The organism is Neobacillus terrisolis, assembly GCF_051233475.1.
Classification (GTDB): domain Bacteria; phylum Bacillota; class Bacilli; order Bacillales; family Cytobacillaceae; genus Bacillus_BU.
This window is the reverse complement of record NZ_JBKFGH010000006.1, coordinates 190,813-210,284: the sequence shown is the minus strand read 5'-3', so window position 1 is coordinate 210,284 and position 19,472 is coordinate 190,813. Positions and strand designations below refer to the sequence as shown.

Below are 19,472 nucleotides of genomic sequence, written 5' to 3'. Positions count from 1 at the left end.
CCTTCTCCCGCAGGAGTCTCGCACCTGCAGCGAAGATCAACATTGTTCTTTAACAAAGCCATTTTAAAAAGGACAAAATCCAATCCATATTTTAGCATGAAAAAACCAGGTCTTGATTAAGACCCGGCAGATGTTAGCGAAAATTAAGTAATGTCCATTGCACAAACCATTACTAATTTACAGTATTCTAACTTCCCCACGCTGGTATGAACCAGATCAGGTCCCGAGGGTTAAGAAACATCGTCGCGTTTCTCTCTCAGCCCAGCTATTGGACACCCCTAGTTTTAATATTTTGAATTTACTCATTTACTATAAACCACCGTCATCATCTTGTAAACCTTTAATTTCCATTTTTCGAACCTATTATCAATTTCCTTATAAGATTAGATTAAATTGTTCTTTTAGCTGTCTTTTAAGCTTATTAATGTAAGACTCACTGAGAAAGCCACTTCCACCACGGATAATTTCGATCGCATAATCTAGTGGCGGAGCTGTTTCCTTATCCTTATTTACGACGATAAACGTTAGAACATTTTTCTTTAACTGACCCTCTATTTTTACATCAATCAGCGCTGGGCGGTAGCTTTTATATTTTACGCCTTCTCGGCGATAGAGGTATGAAAGAGCTTCCTCTGGAACTTCATAGACTATTCCTTCGACAACTCCTCCCTCTTCAACAATATCCGCTCTTCCTCCGTCGCTAACCATCCTTGTGTACCGAAGCTGATATCCATCAAGTATTCCCACGCCACTAACATTTTGAAAATAATCAGCAACGTGATCCAAATTAAATCTCTCATGATCCATACAGCTTCCATAGGCGAAGTAAAAGAAGGTCGGGGTTTGTTTAAAAGAATGATAGATTTTCCAGTCATCTAAATCAATTTTATTACGAAGCAAATTCTCATGGTCAGGGCTTATTGTGTATACATACGCATTGTGCGAGCCGATGTCTGTATACACTGTTTGCTTGTGGCGATCATACAAATTATCCTTACCTGGACCAGCATAATCCTCTAATTGATCAAGGGTCCTAAGCTGTTCTTCATTCATAGAATACAATTCGCCATAGACTTTGTTTCTAACTGAGCATTTCATAGCCGGGTAGCCTTCTCCAGTGTCATATAACTCCCCATACGTCCAACTTTGTTCTGCTAGGCATTTTGCTCCCTCTAGTAAGTAGTGGTTCGCTTCATGCTTTCTTAATGTTCCATACACAAATACAAGAACTGTATCATCCATAAAAATGGATCAACTCCTTTGTTTCAAAGTATGAATTGCATACCTCCAACACCGTTCCGCAGTGTTCTCTGACTTCTAATTCATACTATTCGGTAAAGCAGACAAGTTCCCTTTTTCATCAATTTTTTTTATTGAAAAAAGAGCACAAAAAAACCCCGGTGTGGACAAAGACAAGCATGTCCAACAACCGGGGTTTTCATATAAAAAATTAAGCGTTTTTAACCAACTTCATTTTTGCTTGAGGTTTGAAAATTCCGAATGGCTTACCTACAGGGCATACCACACGGCCAAAGTGGTTATTTAATACATTTGCACCAGCACCATAAAACCCAATTAAAGAAATTAATAACTCAGAAACAGCTGCAACCTGATGTGCTAACTCAGGAACAACACCAAAAGTTGAAAGGATAAGACCAATGAACAAGAAATCGATTAACACAAAGATTGAGAATAAAACCATATTTGTTTCCATTGATCCTACTGTTAAGAAAAGGCTTAGAATTAAATATCCGATAAATGCAAAACCAAGTTGCTTAGGATCAACATTTGCTGCTAATTCTTCTCCAAATACACCCATTTGAATTAACCATGAAGTTCCAACACCGATCCAGAATAGTCCGTAAGCACCGAATGCTGTTTGTCCAAAAACATTATTATGCTTTGCATCTTGAACACTAGCAAATAACTGAGCGATACCGCCTAGGAAAAATGCCCAAGGGATTACAAAGGAAAGGCCTTCTGTAATTCCTAATTTTTGTGATGAAGCGATTAGTGTAACCATTGCAAGACCGAACATCCCAATTGCGGATGGATCTGCAACCTGAACTTTTACGTTTGTTGAATTGTTTTCCATAACTTCCTCCTAAAAAATAAATACTAAATAAATATACTAGAATATTAGAGCGGAGCCAACAACAAGTTGAGGATAAATGCAAATAGATTTTGTATTAAGCAAAACGGACTTTCCATCGTTGTTTATAAAGGCATGTCTAATGTGGATTATGCGGCTTATCCTTCAAGTACAATATCCTATTCTATTTTTCTACCCTCCTCTTTGAGATTTAGCAAAAAAGAATGGTTTACGGATATTTTTTTTAACTGATATGTTTTTGTTAGACAAGAAAGCGTTTTCGATTTGTTGTTTAACAAAAGCATGTCATAGCTGAGGGAGAAACGTAAACTGTCAATTTTCGCAATTCTTTTTATTTAGAATTTTTGGATATTTCAATAAAATTATATCTTTTCGTAGAAATTTGTCAACAGATTTATTCCAAAATCATCAAGGCTTTAATATTTTTTCCAACCAATCGCTGATAGGTTTTATAACTTTAACTACCCAATCTAGTGGATTTGGCAGCTTAATTCCTAAATATAAAGTCATATTTAACAAAGTTCCAATGATAAGTAAAACAATAAACACCACAATCTCTTTTTTCATTTTTTTCTTTAATAAAATCCAAATTTGAAAAACTCCATATATTATTGCACCTACTAAGATTCCTAAGCTCGTAATCACAGAGGAATCCCCCTTCCCAATCTAAAAAAGTGCATACTCGTAACAAGTGACATAAAAGCTTAGTTTCTTAAAGTACTTAATCAAATTCATTATTCTCTCGGAATCAGTCTTTCATTCTCGCCAAACTTAAAAGAATATTTTCAAAAAATAAATGAATAATAAAAAAATGACATATTCATCTTAGAGGTTAAAATGTTAGAGAATGGGAAAATTTCACAAAACCAATTCACTGTATTAGTGACAATGTATTTAATTGGCAGCTCCATTTTACTTTTACCTTCCGCTTTTGCTGGCAGGGCAAAACAAGATGCTTGGTTAGCGGCGATACTGGGAGTGGCAATTGGAACCCTCTTAGTTTTTTTGTACAACACAATAGGAAATTCCTTTTCCAACATGACCTTGGCTGAATATAGTGAAAAAATCCTTGGTAAATGGCTTGGCAAATCCGTCTCTATAATTTTTTTCAGCTATTTCTTCCTAATTTCTGCACTTGTACTACGGAACATTGGTGATTTCTTAGTTACACACATATTAGCGGATACCCCCATCCAATTTATCGAAGCGATTTTTTTAATCATTGTTATTTTCGGAGTTCATCTAGGCTTAGAAACCTTTTCAAGAACGTCAGAGTTTTTATTTCCGTGGGTATTATTTTTACTATTTCTATTAATCATTTTCATTTCCCCTCAAGTAAAGTTTGAAAACATGCTGCCCGTGTTCGAGGGAGGGATAAAGCCGATTATTTTTGGTTCTCTTCCTTACATTGGTACACCCAGCATGGAACTTGTTGTTTTTTTAATGATCATTCCCTTTGTACAAGAGACAAAATTTACAAAAAAAGCCTTTTTCTCAGGATATATGATTGGGGGCATTGTATTAATTATAATTTCCTTTCTATCCGTTCTTGTCCTTGGTGCAGGTATAACTGCAATTGAGATCTATCCTACTTTTCTTTTGGCAACTAAAATTAATATTGGGGATTTTTTACAAAGAATTGAGGCGATGTTGGCAATCGTTTGGTTTATCACGATCTTTTTCAAGCTGGTCATCTGCTTTTATGCATCTTCGCTTTGTTTGGCGCAAACCTTAAAACTAAAGGATTATCGCTTTCTCCTAATCCCTTTAGGGTTGTCGATGATGGTTCTTTCTCTTGTTGCTTATCCAAATTCCGCTTATTTTCTATCGGTGATCGGATCAATATGGTTCCCTTATTCGATTCTTTATGGAATTATTCTTCCGGTATTGTTATTAACAGTGGGAAAAATACGAAAAATAAAGACTAACAATAAGGGCTGATCCAATCAAGCATGGTAAACACGCTCCGGGATCAGCCCTTTCAAATTATAAGGCTATGTTAAAATAGACTGTTGATTTCCGCTCCAGGTGCTCCCTTTCCGCGGGGGAGTCCGGGAGCCTCCTCGGCGCCATAGCGCCTGTGGGGTCTCCCGTGACACCTTCTCCCGCAGGAGTCTCGCACCTTCCGCTCCAATCAACAGTGAACAAAAATCAACACTGTTCTTTAACACAGCCAATTATAAAAATAATTCGTTTTGATAAAAAAAGTTTGGTTTAATGGTTTCGTTTTTAAAAGGTTTATGAAATATATGTGTGGTGGCCGGAGAGAGTGGAGGAATGAGCCAAACCCAATTTCCGGTTACATTTCTTCCGCATGCTGCCTCTTTTTCTTCGAACATTTTAAATTGCTGTGCTGCGGTGTGATGGTCTACCAAACTGACCCCATCTTCTTTATATGAATAAATTATCGCTTGATTTAATTCAATCAGAGCCCGGTCCTTCCATAACGATGAATTAGTCTCTGTTTCAAGCCCCATTAACGAAGCTATTTTCGGGAGCAAATTATATCGATAATCGTCCGCAAAATTCCGTGCTCCTATTTCCGTTTCCATGTACCATCCGTTAAAAGGCGCTGCCGTATAATGAATTCCGCCTATTTCTAAGCGCATTTGCGCAATAATAGGAACTCCATACCACTTTAATTTTAAATCCTTAAACCAATCATAGTTAGGATGACGAATGGGAATTTCTAATACCTTCTCTTTTGGAATAGCAAACATTTTTGGTTTATGATCTTTCACTTGAATGACAAGAGGTAATAGGTCAAAATGAGTGCCTTCTCCTTCCCAGCCAAGCTCCTCACACATTTTTGTAAACGCTAAAGAATGAGAATCTCCTACTATACCGGATTCTGTTTCATATCCGGCATAACGAATTAATTGGTGATTCCACAATCTAACATGCACTTCATGATTTATTTTCGGCTTAAAAATGGTTATGGTTGGACGAATTTTTCCATCATTCGTTGCATAATCAATATGCTCAAATAACGCATCACGAATTTCCTCTTCCGTTTCAAGATGCCGTTTATCAATGATATGTAGACTTTCCCAAAACAGCCTGCCAATGCACCGATTGCTATTGCGCCAAGCCATTCTAGACCCATGTTGAAGCTCCTCAAAGGTATGGACATAATATCCTTCTGCTTTGATTTGCTGCTCGATCTCCTCAAGTCTTTGATCCATTTCCCCTTTTGTTTTACCCAACTCTCCGTAGCAAACCGTTATAAAATCTTTCGCTTCATTGTAAAGTTTCACGTCCATTGCTTTAGCCTCCCTTATCTTTCCCCCCATTCATTTTAGTCTTATATATTTTTTGATTCAATAAAATAGAAATAACTCTATCCCCAAAGGAACAGAGTTATGAATCTATCATTTATCGAAAACCGTTACCAAGCACTTCACTCATTTTGTGAACGATAACAAAAGCCTCTTTATCAACGCTGTGTACGAATCTTTTTAGCTGATTATATTCCTGCCTTTTTACAACGATCGTGATAACCTCTTTTTTGTCATTTGAGTAAGCTCCCTTAGCCTCGTGAACTGTTGCACTTTGCCGTAATTGTTTCACAATAAAACCTGTAATTAAATCGCATTGATTACTGATAATGACGACTTCTTTCACAATTGAAAACTGCTCAAACAAATAATCTACCACTAATCCTCTAAAGATTATCCCAAATAATGCATAAAGGCCTTTTTCAAACCCAAAAGCCAAAACGGATAATATCGCGATGAGAAGATCCGCTAATAGTACAGCTTTACCAATATCAATTGAGAAATATTTATTAAGGATTAAACCGATAAGGTCCATCCCGCCTGTTGAAGCATTTTGGTTAAACACGATCACAAGGCCAAGTGCCGCTATCAACAGACCAATGATTAGTTGAATTAGTTTGTCGTCACTTAATGGGCCAGATAAAGGGAAAAGCTTATCAAGAATCCATACCATCCCTGACAACGCAAAGCTTGAATAGATCGTCTTAACCCCAAACTGAAATCCAACAAATGCAAATCCAGCGAAAAAAAGAAAGATATTAAACACAGCCATTAATAAACCGATTGAAACAAACGGAATATAGTAATGGAGCACGATGGCAAGTCCGCCAAGTCCACCCGCTGCGAATTGGTTAGGTGCTAAGAAAAAATGGATATTAATGGCTACTAACAAGATGCCTAGATTAAGATAGATGAACCCGATTAATTTCTTTCTCATACAAGATGTCCTTCTTTCAGTCTTCTTTACCCCAATTCGTAGAAAGGTCCCACGCAGCAGGTGTTTCAATAATTTGTTTAACATCCTGCAAATTAGTCGATTTGCCAAGTGCCCACATGAGCTTAGCGACAATGGCTTCTGTGTTCATATCCCCGGATAAAATAACCTCATATTGAGCCACTTTTCGACCCACTTCATATAAATAAAGATCCTGCCCCTCTTCTAAACACTGTGTTGAAATTAACACCGCTATCCCTTGTTCCGTCAATTCCTTAATCTTTGGCAACAGGTTCCGATCTTCAAAAGGAACACCCCCGTTCCCAAAGCTTTCAATGATAACCCCTTTATAATGCGTTTTAATAAAATCAAATATTTCTGGTTTCGTCCCTGGATAAAGCTTCAACAAAAACACATCTGAACATAAGCTAGTATCAACCTGAAGCTCTTGCGTTTGGTCAGAGCGTGTTGGTCTCCAATAGTAACTTACTTTATTACCGGAAATATTGGCGACGTAAGGATGATTTATACTTTCAAACGCATCGTAACTTTTGGTACGCATTTTCACTGCTCTCGTACCAATAATGACACGTCCATCAAATACGACAAAAACCCCGCCAATCTCCTCACATGCAAAGCGAACGGCATCGTTTAAATTTCTTTTGGCATCGGTTTGCTTAAAGCTAATTGGTACCTGTGATCCAGTAATAACAACTGGTTTTTTTAACCCTTGGAGCATATAAGAAAGCGCCGCTGAGGTGTAAGCAAGTGTATCCGTTCCGTGTGTAATGATAAATCCGTCGTATTGGTGATAATTTTTGGAAATCGCTTCAGCCATTTCCACCCAATGCTCAGGCTGCATATTTGTACTATCCCTGTTCATTAATATCTGACAGGTCACATCAATGGTCTGATCAGTGTGCTGAAAATATTGCAACAGTTGATCTGCTGATAACCCAGGAACTAGTCCTTCATCCCCTTCTATTGATGCAATTGTACCTCCGGTCGCAATTAATAATAGCTTTTTCATGGTTAACCTCCAAGAAGAGATGTAAATTTATTTGTACGCACCTTGCGAATATTTATAGCTCATTATACGTCTTTTTACCGATAACAATCAAGATATGTATTCAAAATGCGTACGTTTTTCTTTTATATATGAAAACATTCTGCTATAATCAAAAAAGATAAACATAGGGGTAGTGATGAAAAGTGTTACAACGTTTAGCAGAGCTTCGAAAAAACAAGAATTGGTCATTACAAGAAACGGCTGATCGCCTTGGAATTGCCAAAAGCACATATGCAGGCTATGAATCCGGCTATCGTGAGCCATCATTAAAAGCCTTAACTCAGATAGCTGAATTATTTGATACTTCAGTTGACTATATTTTAAATCAAGTTGATCATAAGGATTCAAAGCTTGATTTGGCGGAAATGGTAAAATCCAATAATTTTGTTCTTTTTCTTGACGATGTTGCACTTACTCCAGAGGAAATATGTGATTTTATTGCTTTTACTCGCTTAAAACGAAATGTTAAAAAATCGCTTGAATAGGACTTATTTTCGATTTCATTTAAATGGGGCACTTATCTCGGTCTGTTTAGTGCCCTGAATCGCCATGAGATAAAGAAAATCGCTTAAACACAGAAAAACCAGATCCCAAAAAGGAATCTGGTTTATTTTTATGTAGAAAAGAAAAATAAAAAGCCACCATTGCCGTAACTTTATTAAGAAAGTTTTAAACCACCACTCCTCAAAGTGGGTGTTCGCAGAAACCTAAATCCGCATGTCCTCCATGTCATTTAGACAGAGGCTTGTCGGTTAGGCATCGATGTAAAACTCCCTAACCAAGTATAAAGGTTAAAACTTTATTATCGTTACGAACAACGTAGCTATATTGTTATCTTACTCGATACTTCCTTGTTAGTCAATTGAATCCATTGGTATGTTAGTAAAATTATTACAACTCCCGCTATTGCACCGGCGCTCACATTCTTCCAAAATCCCTTTTTGAGCATACTATTTTGATCCCTTTTCATTAGTGGGTAAAATAAATTTAGTTTTATTAAATAATTTATCTAAGGAAGAAGCTGACTTTTATGGCAACTAACTCATTCAATTTAAAACGTTCTTTACCATTATCAGTGCTGGATCTCTCCCCAATTATTGAGGGCAAAACGGCTCGTGATGCACTGAGAAATACATTAGATTTGGCACGTCATGTTGAAAAATTAGGATATAAAAGATATTGGCTTGCCGAACACCATAATATGCCTGGCATTGCCAGTTCTGCAACTGCTGTTGTGATTGGGCATGTTGCGGCTGGTACATCCACAATTCGAGTTGGTTCAGGTGGAATTATGCTCCCTAATCACGCTTCACTTGTGATTGCTGAACAATTTGGAACACTTGAATCACTATTCCCTGGCCGAATCGATCTTGGACTTGGCCGCGCACCCGGTACGGATCAAATCACGGCACAAGCATTAAGACGTGATCTTCGGTATGATGATTTTCCTCAGCAATTGGCGGAACTGCGTACTTACTTGAACCCGTCACTTGCCCAAGCGAAGATGGACGTTCATGCGATTCCTGGTGAAGGATTGAATATTCCTATATGGTTGCTTGGCTCAAGTGGCTATAGCGCAAGACTTGCCGCCCAGCTTGGTTTGCCGTTTGCATTTGCGAGCCATTTTTCACCAGAGTATACTGTACCTGCGTTAGAGTTGTACCGGAACAACTTTCAGCCTTCAGAAGTACTAGCCGCTCCTTATGCCATGGTTGGAGTCAATATAATCGCCGCCGATTCAGATGAAAAAGCAAACTATCTTGCAAGCTCCATGCAACTGCAATTTTTAAATCTTATCCGGAACAATCCAGGCAAGCTTCAGTCCCCAGTAGAAAACATGGATGGACTAACAACTGAGTTTGAAAAATCCTTACTTGATGAGAGACTTGCCACATCCATCATCGGTGGCCCTGAAACGATTCGGACTAAACTTCAAGCGTTTTTAGATCAAACACACGCAAATGAACTCATGATAAACTCACAAATTTATGACCATCAAGCGCGACTTCGTTCCTATGAAATTGTCGCTGAATGTGCAATTTAACATTTTGAACTTCCCTATTGTGGAGCTAAATTATCGAATAGTTTTCGTATGCTGGCTCCCTTTTTCATGTTTTAATAAAACTAACCTATTTATTTGCGATTGGAGTTAAGGCGATGGACAATTCAAGTATCTTAAACCTGTTACAAAATGCTAAAAAGAAAACCACTGCAAAAGCCTATATTCAGGGCAAGATTGCCGAAATACATTTTGGAGAAGGCAGCAAAGTCATCAAACTTGGTGATGGTGGAATTGTTTTTGGTAATTGGGAAGAAATCAAACAAGTTTTAGAACAGCATTCTGAGTTAATTGAAGACTATTTTATCGAAACGGACCGACGAAATTCGTTAATTGATTTATTAGACACGAAAAATCTAAATGCACGGATCGAACCGGGCGCAATCATTCGTGAAGGGGTTATAATCAAGGATGATGCTGTTGTGATGATGGGAGCCTGTATTAATATAGGTGCAGAGATTGGTGAAAAAACAATGATTGATATGAACGCAGTTATTGGCGGGGGTGCAAGAATCGGAAAGCAATGCCATATTGGTGCCGGAGTAGTTATTAAAGGGGTTATTTCCTCTCCTGATGCAGCACCTGTTGTTATTGAAGATGGCGTCGTTATTGGCCCAAACGCTGTTATTATGGAAGGAGTCAAAATTGGAAAAGCAGCTGTGATTCGAGCAGGTGCAGTCGTTAACAAGGATGTCGAAGCTGGTGAGGTTTTCGAGGGAGCATAACCATCCCTTTCAAGAAAGCTTTTCTTTAAAAGATGACCGTCAGTATAGATTGTCATCTTTTTATCTATCTACCGATTTCATAAGGAAAACTGAAAATATTTCCTCTTTTAGAGAGTTCGTTTTTGATAAAAATAAAAAGGCTATTGAAAACGACACTAAAAAAGTGGAAACGAGGTAGGATATGAAAAAAATCATCTTATTGTTCACTTTGGCACTTAGTTTGGCAATGCCATTAAGCTCGCTTGCTTACACGGTAAAGCCAGGTGATACGATGTACACAATCGCTAAGCGTCATGGAATTACTTTTTCACAAATTCTAAAATTGAACCCGCAAATTAAAGATCCCAGTAATTTAATCCCAGGACAACACGTTAATACAGGATATGAAAAAGCAGAGCTAATTATTGACTATGCCGTCAGTACCCAAGGGAAAACCCAGTATGTTTATGGTGCCGATCCGGCAAAGGCGCCTTGGATTTCTGATTGCAGCTCTTGGACCCAATTCATTTACAAGCGTTATGGAATTTCCCTGCCCCGGACAAGCGTTCAGCAATCAAAGGTCGGAACTCCGCTAACCTTCCAGCAGCTTAGAAAAGGTGATTTAATGTTCTTTGGAACAAACGGAAGGGTCACTCATGTAGGGATCTACATGGGAAATGGATATTATATTAGTAACTTAAATCCTACTAAGGATGTTCAAATTTATTCTGTGTATGAATCATGGTCTTATCGAACCTTCCTATGGGGTTCTCGAGTTTTATAAAATGTTTAAAAATGGTACCTCTTTATCGTTGTATAAATTCCTCCCGGAGATTAACACTAATCATAGTGTTATTTTTAACACTAAACTTCAATTTGGAGGGATAGCTTTGAATATTCTTTTTAGCTTAATTTCAATGATGATGTTAATGAGCATTAAAGTATCATTCTTAATCAGCAAGGTTACTACCAGTTTACAATCGTTGTTAAGAGTGCCTTCATTAGGATAAGCGCAGAATATTCACAATATCCTCTCTTGTAGAAAAAGGTGAGCAGTTTAGTTATGCTCACCTTTTTTCTGTTCGTATCATTTTGTTATTCCTATATCATCAATTGGAAAAAATTGAAATTTAACTTCCCCAATAACGGAATCGATTGAAACAAACCCAAAATATCTGCTATCTTTACTGTGTAATCGATTATCCCCCATGACAAATATTGAGTCCTTAGGTACTTTAGAGACACCTGTAAGTTCCTTTAATGAAAAGTTACCCGTAAACCTAATGAACGGAGATTTTTTTCGTTCTTTTAAGTAAGGTTCATTAACTGCTTTTCCATTAATATAAAGTACATCATCTTCCATTTTAATATGATCTCCTGGAAGACCAATTACCCTCTTAATATAATATTCATCCGCATCTGGCGCATCAAAAACAATCACATCAAATCGTTGAATATCCGCTGTTTTGCTAATGATTACTCGATCTTTTTCTTGAAACGTCGGCGACATTGATTCGCCAAACACAGTTGTAGGTGTAAATAAGAATTGTCGAAAAAGAAAAGCAATTAGAAACGCAATGGCAATTAATTTTACCCATGCTATTATTTCATTCATAATTTTTTCACTCATGATCATTCCTCCAAAGTAAGGAAACGGGGTCAGAATTTTAAATCCCGAAACTATCTTTATTGTAACATTCCACAACCTTTTAAATTTGAAATACAATGGAATCTTTTCGAATAAACATCCAGCTTATTTCTAATAATAACCATATTATTTAGATGAGAAAAAATAAAATTAGATTATGTACCAATGGAGGTTTCTTAGTGGAAAATATAGATCATAATAATCGGCTTTCTTCAGGGGAAATAGCAAATCTATGGTCTCAATATATGTCGGACACTATGTCTATCTGTGTACTTAAGCATTCTATCGAAGTAGCACAGGACAAAGACATTAAAGAAATCTTGATTTTTGCCCTAAATATCGCTGAATCTCAAATTATTAAAATTAAAGATTTTCTAAGACACGAAAATTACCCCATTCCGGAGGGTTTTACAAGCAAAGATGTTAACCTTACTGCCCCTCCCTTATTTACAGATACGTTTATGTTAGTGTACATATATGTAATGACATTACTCGGCATGACCGGCTATGCTGGTGCGGTAAGTACCTCTATTCGTGCTGATCAAATGTCCTACTTTATCCACTGTAATAAGCAAGCGATGGAGTTATTTGAAAGAACGGTAACGTTAATGCTCCAAAAGGGGATATACAGTAGGCCCCCAAAAATTAATCCACCAAGCCAAATTGATTTTGTTCATAATCAAAGTTATTTAACCGGCTGGTTTGGAAAAAAACGGCCATTAAACGCAGTGGAAATAAGTGGAATTTGCTATAACATACAAAAGACCATTGCAAAAGTAGTGTTAGAACTAGGTTTTGCACAGGTCTGTCAAACAAAAGAACTGCAAGAGTATTTTAATAGAGGAAAAAATATTTGTAAAAGACAGGTTGGTACCCTTAGTACGATATTAACTAACGAGGACCTAATCTCGCCACCTTCATGGGTGTCTGAAGTAACCAACTCCACAATCCCACCCTTTTCAGATAAACTAATGTTATTTCATATTGTTCAAATCATATCTGCAGCAATAGGATTTTATAGTGCAGCTTTATCTGTTTCGCAAAGACGCGACTTAGTATTGACTTACACAGCTCTTATTGCTGAAATTGGTCTATATGCAGAAGACGGTATTCAGCTTTTAATCAAAAACGGTTGGATGGAACAACCACCTTTAGCTGAGAACAGAGACCGGCTGGCAAATGAAAAGTTTTAAGGTTTATGAGCTGTTTTGGGCTCTTTATCTGTGGGTTTCGGTCTCCCATCGATGATTTCAGCTCTCTATCCATGGATTTCAGCTCTCTATCCGTCGATTTCCGCTTTCTATCCGTGGATTTTCGCTTCCTATCCGTGGATTTCAGCTTCCTATCCGTGGATTTCAGCTTCCTATCCGTACATTATACTTATTCTAATTTATAAAATACAAAAATGAAGGGCCTCCCCCAAGGCCCTTCATTTATCTATAAAAATCCCCTTTTGTTTACACCCATCCACTAATAAATAAGTCCGTAAGTCGGCTCAACAGCCAACACATTTTAAGGTAAATTTGAGCTGCCCATCAAATAACGGTCAACCTCGCGAGCCACTTCACGGCCTTCGTTAATTGCCCATACGATTAAGCTTTGTCCTCTCCGTACATCCCCTGCGGCAAATACACCTTCAACATTTGTGGTGAATTTACCATATTCCGCTTTCACTTTGCGGTTTTCTGTTTCTAGTTCAAATTGGGTGAGCAGTTCTTGTTCAGGACCCTCAAATCCAATCGCAACTAAAACTAATTGTGCTGGCCACACCTTTTCAGTTCCATGAATCTCATTAAAGACAACATTGCCGTTCTCGTCCTTAATCTTTTCCATTTGAATAGTGTGAAGCTCCTTAACGTGACCCGCTTCATCGGAAACGATTTTCTTCGTTTGAATGCAGTATTGACGAGGATCTCCGCCAAATACAGCTTCAGCTTCCTTATGAGCGTAATCGATCGTAAATACTTGTGGCTGTTCAGGCCACATATTGTCAGCGTCACGAGAGCCTGGAAGCTTTGGATGTTTTCCAAACTGTACAACACTATTACATTCTTGACGAAGCGCAGTAGCCATACAGTCTGCACCAGTATCTCCACCGCCGATAACGATAACATCCTTACCTTTAGCATCAATGAATTTACCGTCTGCAAAATTAGAATCTAGCAAACTCTTAGTCGTTTGCGTTAAATAGTCCATCGCAAAGTGGATTCCCGTTGCCTGGCGACCTTCCAAGACTAGGTCACGCTGCTTCTGGGCACCGGTCGCAATAATTACAGAGTCAAACTGCGCCTGCAGTTCTGCAGCCGTAATGTCCTTGCCGACTTCGGTATTGGTTACAAACTCGATTCCTTCTTGAGCAAGTAAATTCACACGGCGCTCTACAACAGCTTTTTCAAGCTTCATGTTTGGAATTCCGTACATGAGCAATCCGCCTGGACGATCGTCCCGTTCAAAAACGGTTACAGAATGACCAGCTTGGTTAAGTTGATCAGCTGCGGCTAAGCCAGCTGGTCCTGAACCAATTACAGCCACTTTTTTTCCAGTACGGCCGGCTGGAATTCTTGGTTTTACCCAACCTTCTTCAAAACCCTTATCAATAATAGCGCGTTCAATATTTTTAATTGCTACTGCGGGATCATTTGTAAGGGTTACTGTACAGGAACCCTCACAAGGTGCCGGACAAACCCGCCCGGTGAATTCAGGAAAGTTATTTGTTTTTAACAGTCGATCTAATGCTTCTTGCCATCTTCCGTGAAAAACTAAATCATTCCATTCCGGAATTAAATTGTGAATCGGGCAGCCTGAGGTTAACCCATTTAATTCCATTCCCATATGACAGAAAGGAGTCCCGCAATCCATACAGCGGGCACCTTGTCTTTTCAATACATCATCAGAGAAAGGAGAAGAATATTCTTTCCAGTCATTTAACCGAGTTTCGGGATGGCGTTCCTTCGCCTCTTCCCGCTTATATTCCATGAATCCAGTTGCTTTACCCATATTCCGCTCTCCTTTCTTATTTAGTCAAAACCTCTAATTTTTGATCAGCTTTCGAGGATGCTTTTTGTCCATTTACATTCGCTTCAAATGCACTCATTACAGCCTCTTCATCAGAAAGACCTGCTGCTTTTTGTTCATCGATTTGATTCATCATGCGCTTGTAGTCCTTTGGAATTACTTTTAAGAACTTGCCAACAAGATCCGACCAATTGTTCAGTACAAAATCAGCATTTGGACTTCCAGTATATTGATGATGTTTCAACACCATATCTTTTACTTCATTGATTTCAGCGAAATCCGTTAGTGTATCAAATTCGATCATTTCATGGTTGCACAATGCTTTGACCTCTTCATGATCTTCAGCAAGCAAATACGCGATCCCTCCGGACATACCGGCACCGAAGTTTTTGCCCACTTCACCCAGGACAACAACACGACCGCCAGTCATATATTCACAGCCATGGTCACCAATGCCTTCAACAACCGCATTTGCACCACTGTTTCGTACACAGAAACGTTCTCCGGCAAGACCATTAATATATGCTTCTCCGCTGGATGCACCGTATAATGCTACGTTACCTGCAATTACATTTTCCGCGGAACCAAGAGTTCCTTCTTTTGGAGCTGAAACAATAATTTTACCGCCAGATAAACCTTTACCAAAATAGTCGTTGGCATCGCCTGTTAAATACATCGTCATCCCGCTTGGAACAAACGCCCCGAAACTTTGACCGGCAGAACCAGTAAAACGAAGTGTGATCGTATCTTCCGGAAGTCCCTCTTCCCCATATTTCTTCGATACTTCACTACCGACAATCGTTCCGACAACACGATTAATATTTCTAATTTCAAATGCTGCATCAACTTTTGTCTTGTTTTCGAGTGCAGGTGCTACTGCAGGCAATAGCTTCTGAATGTCTAATGACTGTTCGATTTTATGATTCTGTGGTGTGCTAAAAGTACGCGCACCTTCAGGTTGATAAAGTAACGTTGTTAAGTCTAAATATTGAGCTTTCCAGTGGTTTTGGGCACGGTCGCTCACTTTTAATACGTCTGTGCGGCCAACCATTTCTTCAACCGTTCTAAAACCAAGCTCAGCCATCATTTCTCGAACTTCTTGCGCCACAAACATAAAGTAATTAACGATATAGTCTGGGTCACCAGCAAATTTGCGGCGAAGTTCAGGATTTTGCGTTGCCACCCCAACTGGGCATGTATCCAGATGGCAAGCACGCATCATTACACAGCCTAGAACAACAAGTGGAGCAGTCGCAAATCCAAATTCCTCAGCCCCTAACAATGCTGCCATTACTACATCACGGCCTGTCATAAGTTTACCGTCTGTCTCTAGAACAACACGGTCACGTAAACCATTTAACATCAATGTTTGGTGAGCTTCAGCTAAACCAAGCTCCCAAGGAAGCCCCGTATGTTTGATACTTGTTTTTGGAGATGCCCCAGTTCCTCCATCATAACCACTGATCACAATCACATCTGCTGACCCTTTTGCAACACCGGCAGCTATTGTTCCGACTCCAGCCTTTGATACAAGCTTAACGCTGATTCTCGCTGCACGATTAGCATTTTTCATATCGTGAATGAGCTGAGCTAAGTCCTCGATTGAATAAATATCATGATGCGGTGGCGGAGAAATTAAACCAACACCTGGTGTTGAACCACGAACTTCTGCAACCCAAGGATACACTTTGTTTCCTGGAAGCTGACCACCTTCACCCGGTTTCGCTCCTTGAGCCATCTTAATTTGGATTTCATCAGCATTCACTAGATAATGGCTCTTTACGCCAAATCGGCCAGAAGCGATTTGTTTGATCGCACTGCGACGTGAATCCCCGTTTGCATCAGGAATATAGCGAGCTGGATTTTCTCCGCCCTCACCACTGTTACTTTTTGCACCAAGACGGTTCATAGCTATCGCTAATGCTTCATGAGCTTCCTGGCTCAAAGAACCAAACGACATGGCTCCAGTTTTAAAACGACGGACGATTGATTCGACAGATTCTACTTCATCAATCGAGATTGCTTGACGATTTTCATCAAAAGAGAACAAATTTCGCAAAAAGCCCATGCGTTCTTCATTAGCAGCCGCTGAGTACTGCTTGTAAAGACTATAATCATTTTTACGTGTTGACATTTGTAGGGTGTGAATCGTTTTTGGATTAAAGGCGTGGTGTTCACCATCTTTTCTCCATTGGAAGTCACTTCCAGAATCAAGCGTATCATCAATCGTATCTGCGTATGCAGCTTGGTGACGTTCCTGTGCTTCTTTTGCAATCACAGTAAGGTCAATTCCACCTAGCTGTGAAGCTGTTCCACTAAAATATTGTTCGATTACTTCATAGCCTAAGCCGACAGCTTCAAAAATTTGAGCTCCGCGGTAACTCTGGACTGTAGAAATACCCATTTTGGACATTACTTTTACAACGCCCTCGGAAACAGCTTTGTTGTATTTTTCAACTGCTTGTTGGTAGCTTAACTTTAATGCGCCATCCGCAATCGCTTTTTTATAAACTTCGTAGACAAGATAAGGGTTAATCGCGTCAACCCCGTAACCTAACAATGCAGCAAAATGATGAATTTCTCTTACTTCACCAGATTCAACAATAATGCTAACTTCTGTACGGCTACCGCGGCGGACTAGATGTTGGTGCAGAGCACTTGCAGCAAGAAGAACCGGAATAACGGTTGCATTTTCAGCCATATTTCGGTCTGATAAAATCAGCAGGCTCGCCCCTTCTGCGATGGCTTGTTCAGCCTCTTGACAAAGTTCCTCTAACCGACCTTCAAGATTATCTGTAAATAAAATGTCAAGCGTGCTGCTAGTAAAATCAGCAGTTATACCTTCACGCAATTGCGAAAGCTCTACATTGGATAATACAAATGTATCCAACTCGATACGACGAGCATTTTCTGCATTTGGATGAAGCAGATTTCCTTCCGCCCCTAATAGCGTCATCGTTGATGTCACGATATGCTCACGAATCGCATCAATTGGCGGATTTGTTACTTGAGCGAATGATTGTTTAAAATAGTTAAATAGAGATTGTGGACGATCCGATAATACGGCAAGCGGTGTATCGGTCCCCATTGAACCAAGTGGATCTTTTCCTTCTGTTACGACAGGAATTAAATATTTATTAATATCTTCATGAGTGTATCCAAATGCTTTTTTACGAGTACGAAGATCACTTAGCGGTTCACAAACTTCTTCTTCAAGTGAATCGTTTAATTTTACGAGATTTTGATCTAGCCATTGTTGATATGGTTCAGCCTTTGCCATTTCAGATTTAATTTCATCATCGGAAATAATTCGGCCTTGCTCTAAATCGATCAATAGCATTTTCCCAGGACTTAAACGATCTTTATATAAAACATTTTCCTCTTCAACATCGATAACTCCTACCTCTGATGAGAGAATAATATAATCATCCTTGGTTACATAGTAACGGGCTGGACGTAGACCATTACGATCCAAAATGGCACCAATTTGTTTACCGTTTGTAAACGAAATAGCTGTTGGTCCATCCCATGGCTCCATTAATGAGCTATGGTATTGATAAAACGCTCTTTTCTCATCTGAAATATGCGGATTCTCTGTCCAAGGCTCAGGAATGAGCATCATCGCAGTATGTGCTGGTGAGCGACCTGCTAGAACAAAAAATTCAAATGCATTATCCAACATGGAGGAATCACTGCCAGTCGTATCTAACACTGGAAGGACTTTATGCAAATCATTACCAAACGCGTCCGAAACAAACTGCTGCTCACGAGCTTTCATCCAGTTAATATTTCCACGAAGCGTATTGATTTCACCATTATGGATTAAATAACGGTTTGGATGCGCTCTTTCCCAGCTTGGGAATGTATTTGTACTAAAACGAGAATGTACGAGGGCAAAAGCCGAAACAAATGCTTCATCCTGCAAGTCAGGATAAAACTGATCCACTTGATCAGGTGTTAACAATCCTTTATAGACGATTGTCTGGGATGAAAGGCTTGCAAAATAAAAACGTTGCTCCCGCTCTTGGGCAAAAAACTCAGCTTGTTTACGAATCACGTATAATTTCCGTTCAAAAGATAATTGATCGTTTAATTCCGAACTTGCTCCAATAAATATCTGTCGAATAAATGGTTGACTTTCTTTTGCAACTTTTCCGAGTTTTCCGACATTTACAGGCACAGTTCTCCAACCTAATAGAGTTTGACCTTCAACCTCTACGAGATTATTTATATAATCTTCTATCTCCGTTCTTGATTGAACATCATTCGTAAAGAAGATCATTCCGACTCCGTAGCGCCCCTTTTCAGGTAAATTAAGCTCCGGACACTCTTTTTTGAAAAATCCATCTGGAATTTGCACCATAATCCCAGCACCGTCACCAGTTAGTGGGTCACTTCCCTGTCCACCACGATGGTCTAGCTGACAAAGCATTTGAAGACCTTTTGTTACGATTTCGTGCGAAGTAATTCCTTTTAAGTTCGCAAATAAACCGATTCCACATGCATCGTGTTCAAATTCTGGACGGTAGAGACCTTGCACTGTTGGAAGTTGATTGAATGTCATTTTTTCTCCCCCGTTTCACATTTCTCTTCCCAAATTATTTTCATAAACTTATACTATCTGTTAAAATCAATATTAACAATATATAATT

General features: G+C 39.0%; 15 protein-coding genes, 1 other RNA gene and 1 riboswitch. Of the genes, 6 read left to right on the top strand and 10 right to left on the bottom strand.

Features of this window, described 5'->3' with window-relative positions:
* Positions 1-176: 176 nt before the first annotated feature.
* Positions 177-290: riboswitch (TPP riboswitch) on the bottom strand.
* Positions 291-375: 85 nt separating this feature from the next.
* The 3 genes from ACI48O_RS04970 to ACI48O_RS04960 form a co-directional block, all read right to left on the bottom strand.
* Positions 376-1,242: a gamma-glutamylcyclotransferase family protein gene (locus tag ACI48O_RS04970; RefSeq protein ID WP_435560626.1), complete on the bottom strand. Its 867-nt coding sequence runs from the start codon at positions 1,240-1,242 to the stop codon at positions 376-378.
* Between the two features lie 208 nt (positions 1,243-1,450).
* Positions 1,451-2,095: an acetate uptake transporter gene (locus tag ACI48O_RS04965; RefSeq protein ID WP_435560625.1), complete on the bottom strand. Its 645-nt coding sequence runs from the start codon at positions 2,093-2,095 to the stop codon at positions 1,451-1,453.
* A gap of 426 nt (positions 2,096-2,521) precedes the next feature.
* Positions 2,522-2,758 carry a hypothetical protein gene (locus tag ACI48O_RS04960; protein WP_435560624.1) on the bottom strand — a complete coding sequence of 79 codons (237 nt, stop codon included), beginning with the start codon at positions 2,756-2,758 and terminating at the stop codon, positions 2,522-2,524.
* 192 nt (positions 2,759-2,950) lie between these two features.
* On the opposite strand from ACI48O_RS04960, the gene ACI48O_RS04955 reads away from it, so the two are divergent.
* The gene (locus tag ACI48O_RS04955) at positions 2,951-4,054 is read left to right on the top strand and encodes a GerAB/ArcD/ProY family transporter (RefSeq protein WP_435560623.1); all 1,104 of its coding nucleotides are present in this window, start codon (positions 2,951-2,953) and stop codon (positions 4,052-4,054) included.
* A 236-nt stretch (positions 4,055-4,290) separates the two neighbouring features.
* Here the strand turns inward: ACI48O_RS04955 and ACI48O_RS04950 are convergent, their stop codons facing one another.
* The 3 genes from ACI48O_RS04950 to ACI48O_RS04940 all read right to left on the bottom strand — a co-directional run bounded on the left by ACI48O_RS04950 (position 4,291) and on the right by ACI48O_RS04940 (position 7,355).
* A complete protein-coding gene (locus ACI48O_RS04950) occupies positions 4,291-5,376 on the bottom strand; it encodes a nitric oxide synthase oxygenase (protein ID WP_435560622.1) in 1,086 nt (361 codons plus the stop codon).
* Between the two features lie 112 nt (positions 5,377-5,488).
* Entirely contained in the window at positions 5,489-6,328 is an 840-nt protein-coding gene (locus ACI48O_RS04945) for a YitT family protein (protein ID WP_435560621.1), read from the bottom strand.
* Positions 6,329-6,344: 16 nt separating this feature from the next.
* Positions 6,345-7,355, bottom strand: coding sequence for an asparaginase (locus tag ACI48O_RS04940; protein WP_435560620.1), 1,011 nt, complete (start codon positions 7,353-7,355; stop codon positions 6,345-6,347).
* Between the two features lie 182 nt (positions 7,356-7,537).
* Between ACI48O_RS04940 and ACI48O_RS04935 the strand changes: the two genes are divergently transcribed.
* The gene (locus ACI48O_RS04935) at positions 7,538-7,879 is read left to right on the top strand and encodes a helix-turn-helix domain-containing protein (RefSeq protein ID WP_435560619.1); all 342 of its coding nucleotides are present in this window, start codon (positions 7,538-7,540) and stop codon (positions 7,877-7,879) included.
* A 146-nt stretch (positions 7,880-8,025) separates the two neighbouring features.
* Here ACI48O_RS04935 and ssrS read toward each other — a convergent pair.
* Positions 8,026-8,223, bottom strand: a non-coding RNA gene (gene ssrS / locus ACI48O_RS04930) — 6S RNA.
* A 201-nt stretch (positions 8,224-8,424) separates the two neighbouring features.
* On the opposite strand from ssrS, the gene ACI48O_RS04925 reads away from it, so the two are divergent.
* From ACI48O_RS04925 to ACI48O_RS04915, 3 genes are all read left to right on the top strand, one after another.
* On the top strand, positions 8,425-9,438 hold the full coding sequence (locus ACI48O_RS04925; protein WP_435560618.1) for an LLM class flavin-dependent oxidoreductase: 1,014 nt from the start codon (positions 8,425-8,427) through the stop codon (positions 9,436-9,438).
* Between the two features lie 113 nt (positions 9,439-9,551).
* The gene (gene dapD, locus ACI48O_RS04920) at positions 9,552-10,178 is read left to right on the top strand and encodes a 2,3,4,5-tetrahydropyridine-2,6-dicarboxylate N-acetyltransferase (RefSeq protein ID WP_435560617.1); all 627 of its coding nucleotides are present in this window, start codon (positions 9,552-9,554) and stop codon (positions 10,176-10,178) included.
* Positions 10,179-10,359: 181 nt separating this feature from the next.
* Positions 10,360-10,941, top strand: coding sequence for a C40 family peptidase (locus ACI48O_RS04915; RefSeq protein WP_435560616.1), 582 nt, complete (start codon positions 10,360-10,362; stop codon positions 10,939-10,941).
* Between the two features lie 303 nt (positions 10,942-11,244).
* On the opposite strand, the gene lepB is transcribed toward ACI48O_RS04915, so the two are convergent.
* Complete coding sequence (gene lepB, locus ACI48O_RS04910; protein WP_435560615.1) at positions 11,245-11,787, bottom strand: signal peptidase I; 543 nt, start codon at positions 11,785-11,787, stop codon at positions 11,245-11,247.
* A 197-nt stretch (positions 11,788-11,984) separates the two neighbouring features.
* On the opposite strand from lepB, the gene ACI48O_RS04905 reads away from it, so the two are divergent.
* Entirely contained in the window at positions 11,985-12,998 is a 1,014-nt protein-coding gene (locus ACI48O_RS04905) for a DUF3231 family protein (protein ID WP_435560614.1), read from the top strand.
* A gap of 319 nt (positions 12,999-13,317) precedes the next feature.
* Here the strand turns inward: ACI48O_RS04905 and gltD are convergent, their stop codons facing one another.
* Together gltD and gltB are read right to left on the bottom strand one after the other, a co-directional pair.
* Positions 13,318-14,802 carry a glutamate synthase small subunit gene (gene gltD / locus ACI48O_RS04900; protein WP_435560613.1) on the bottom strand — a complete coding sequence of 495 codons (1,485 nt, stop codon included), beginning with the start codon at positions 14,800-14,802 and terminating at the stop codon, positions 13,318-13,320.
* 16 nt (positions 14,803-14,818) lie between these two features.
* Positions 14,819-19,384 (bottom strand): glutamate synthase large subunit, encoded by a 4,566-nt coding sequence (gene gltB, locus ACI48O_RS04895; RefSeq protein ID WP_435560612.1) that lies wholly within the window; start codon positions 19,382-19,384, stop codon positions 14,819-14,821.
* Positions 19,385-19,472: the final 88 nt, after the last annotated feature.

Coding starts and splice junctions, on each gene's coding strand:
- ACI48O_RS04970 (WP_435560626.1), bottom strand. CDS start 1,242: ATGGATGATACAGTTCTTGTATTTGTGTATGGAACATTAAGAAAGCAT.
- ACI48O_RS04965 (WP_435560625.1), bottom strand. CDS start 2,095: ATGGAAAACAATTCAACAAACGTAAAAGTTCAGGTTGCAGATCCATCC.
- ACI48O_RS04955 (WP_435560623.1), top strand. CDS start 2,951: ATGTTAGAGAATGGGAAAATTTCACAAAACCAATTCACTGTATTAGTG.
- ACI48O_RS04950 (WP_435560622.1), bottom strand. CDS start 5,376: ATGGACGTGAAACTTTACAATGAAGCGAAAGATTTTATAACGGTTTGC.
- ACI48O_RS04945 (WP_435560621.1), bottom strand. CDS start 6,328: ATGAGAAAGAAATTAATCGGGTTCATCTATCTTAATCTAGGCATCTTG.
- ACI48O_RS04940 (WP_435560620.1), bottom strand. CDS start 7,355: ATGAAAAAGCTATTATTAATTGCGACCGGAGGTACAATTGCATCAATA.
- ACI48O_RS04925 (WP_435560618.1), top strand. CDS start 8,425: ATGGCAACTAACTCATTCAATTTAAAACGTTCTTTACCATTATCAGTG.
- dapD (WP_435560617.1), top strand. CDS start 9,552: ATGGACAATTCAAGTATCTTAAACCTGTTACAAAATGCTAAAAAGAAA.
- ACI48O_RS04915 (WP_435560616.1), top strand. CDS start 10,360: ATGAAAAAAATCATCTTATTGTTCACTTTGGCACTTAGTTTGGCAATG.
- lepB (WP_435560615.1), bottom strand. CDS start 11,787: ATGAGTGAAAAAATTATGAATGAAATAATAGCATGGGTAAAATTAATT.
- gltD (WP_435560613.1), bottom strand. CDS start 14,802: ATGGGTAAAGCAACTGGATTCATGGAATATAAGCGGGAAGAGGCGAAG.
- gltB (WP_435560612.1), bottom strand. CDS start 19,384: ATGACATTCAATCAACTTCCAACAGTGCAAGGTCTCTACCGTCCAGAA.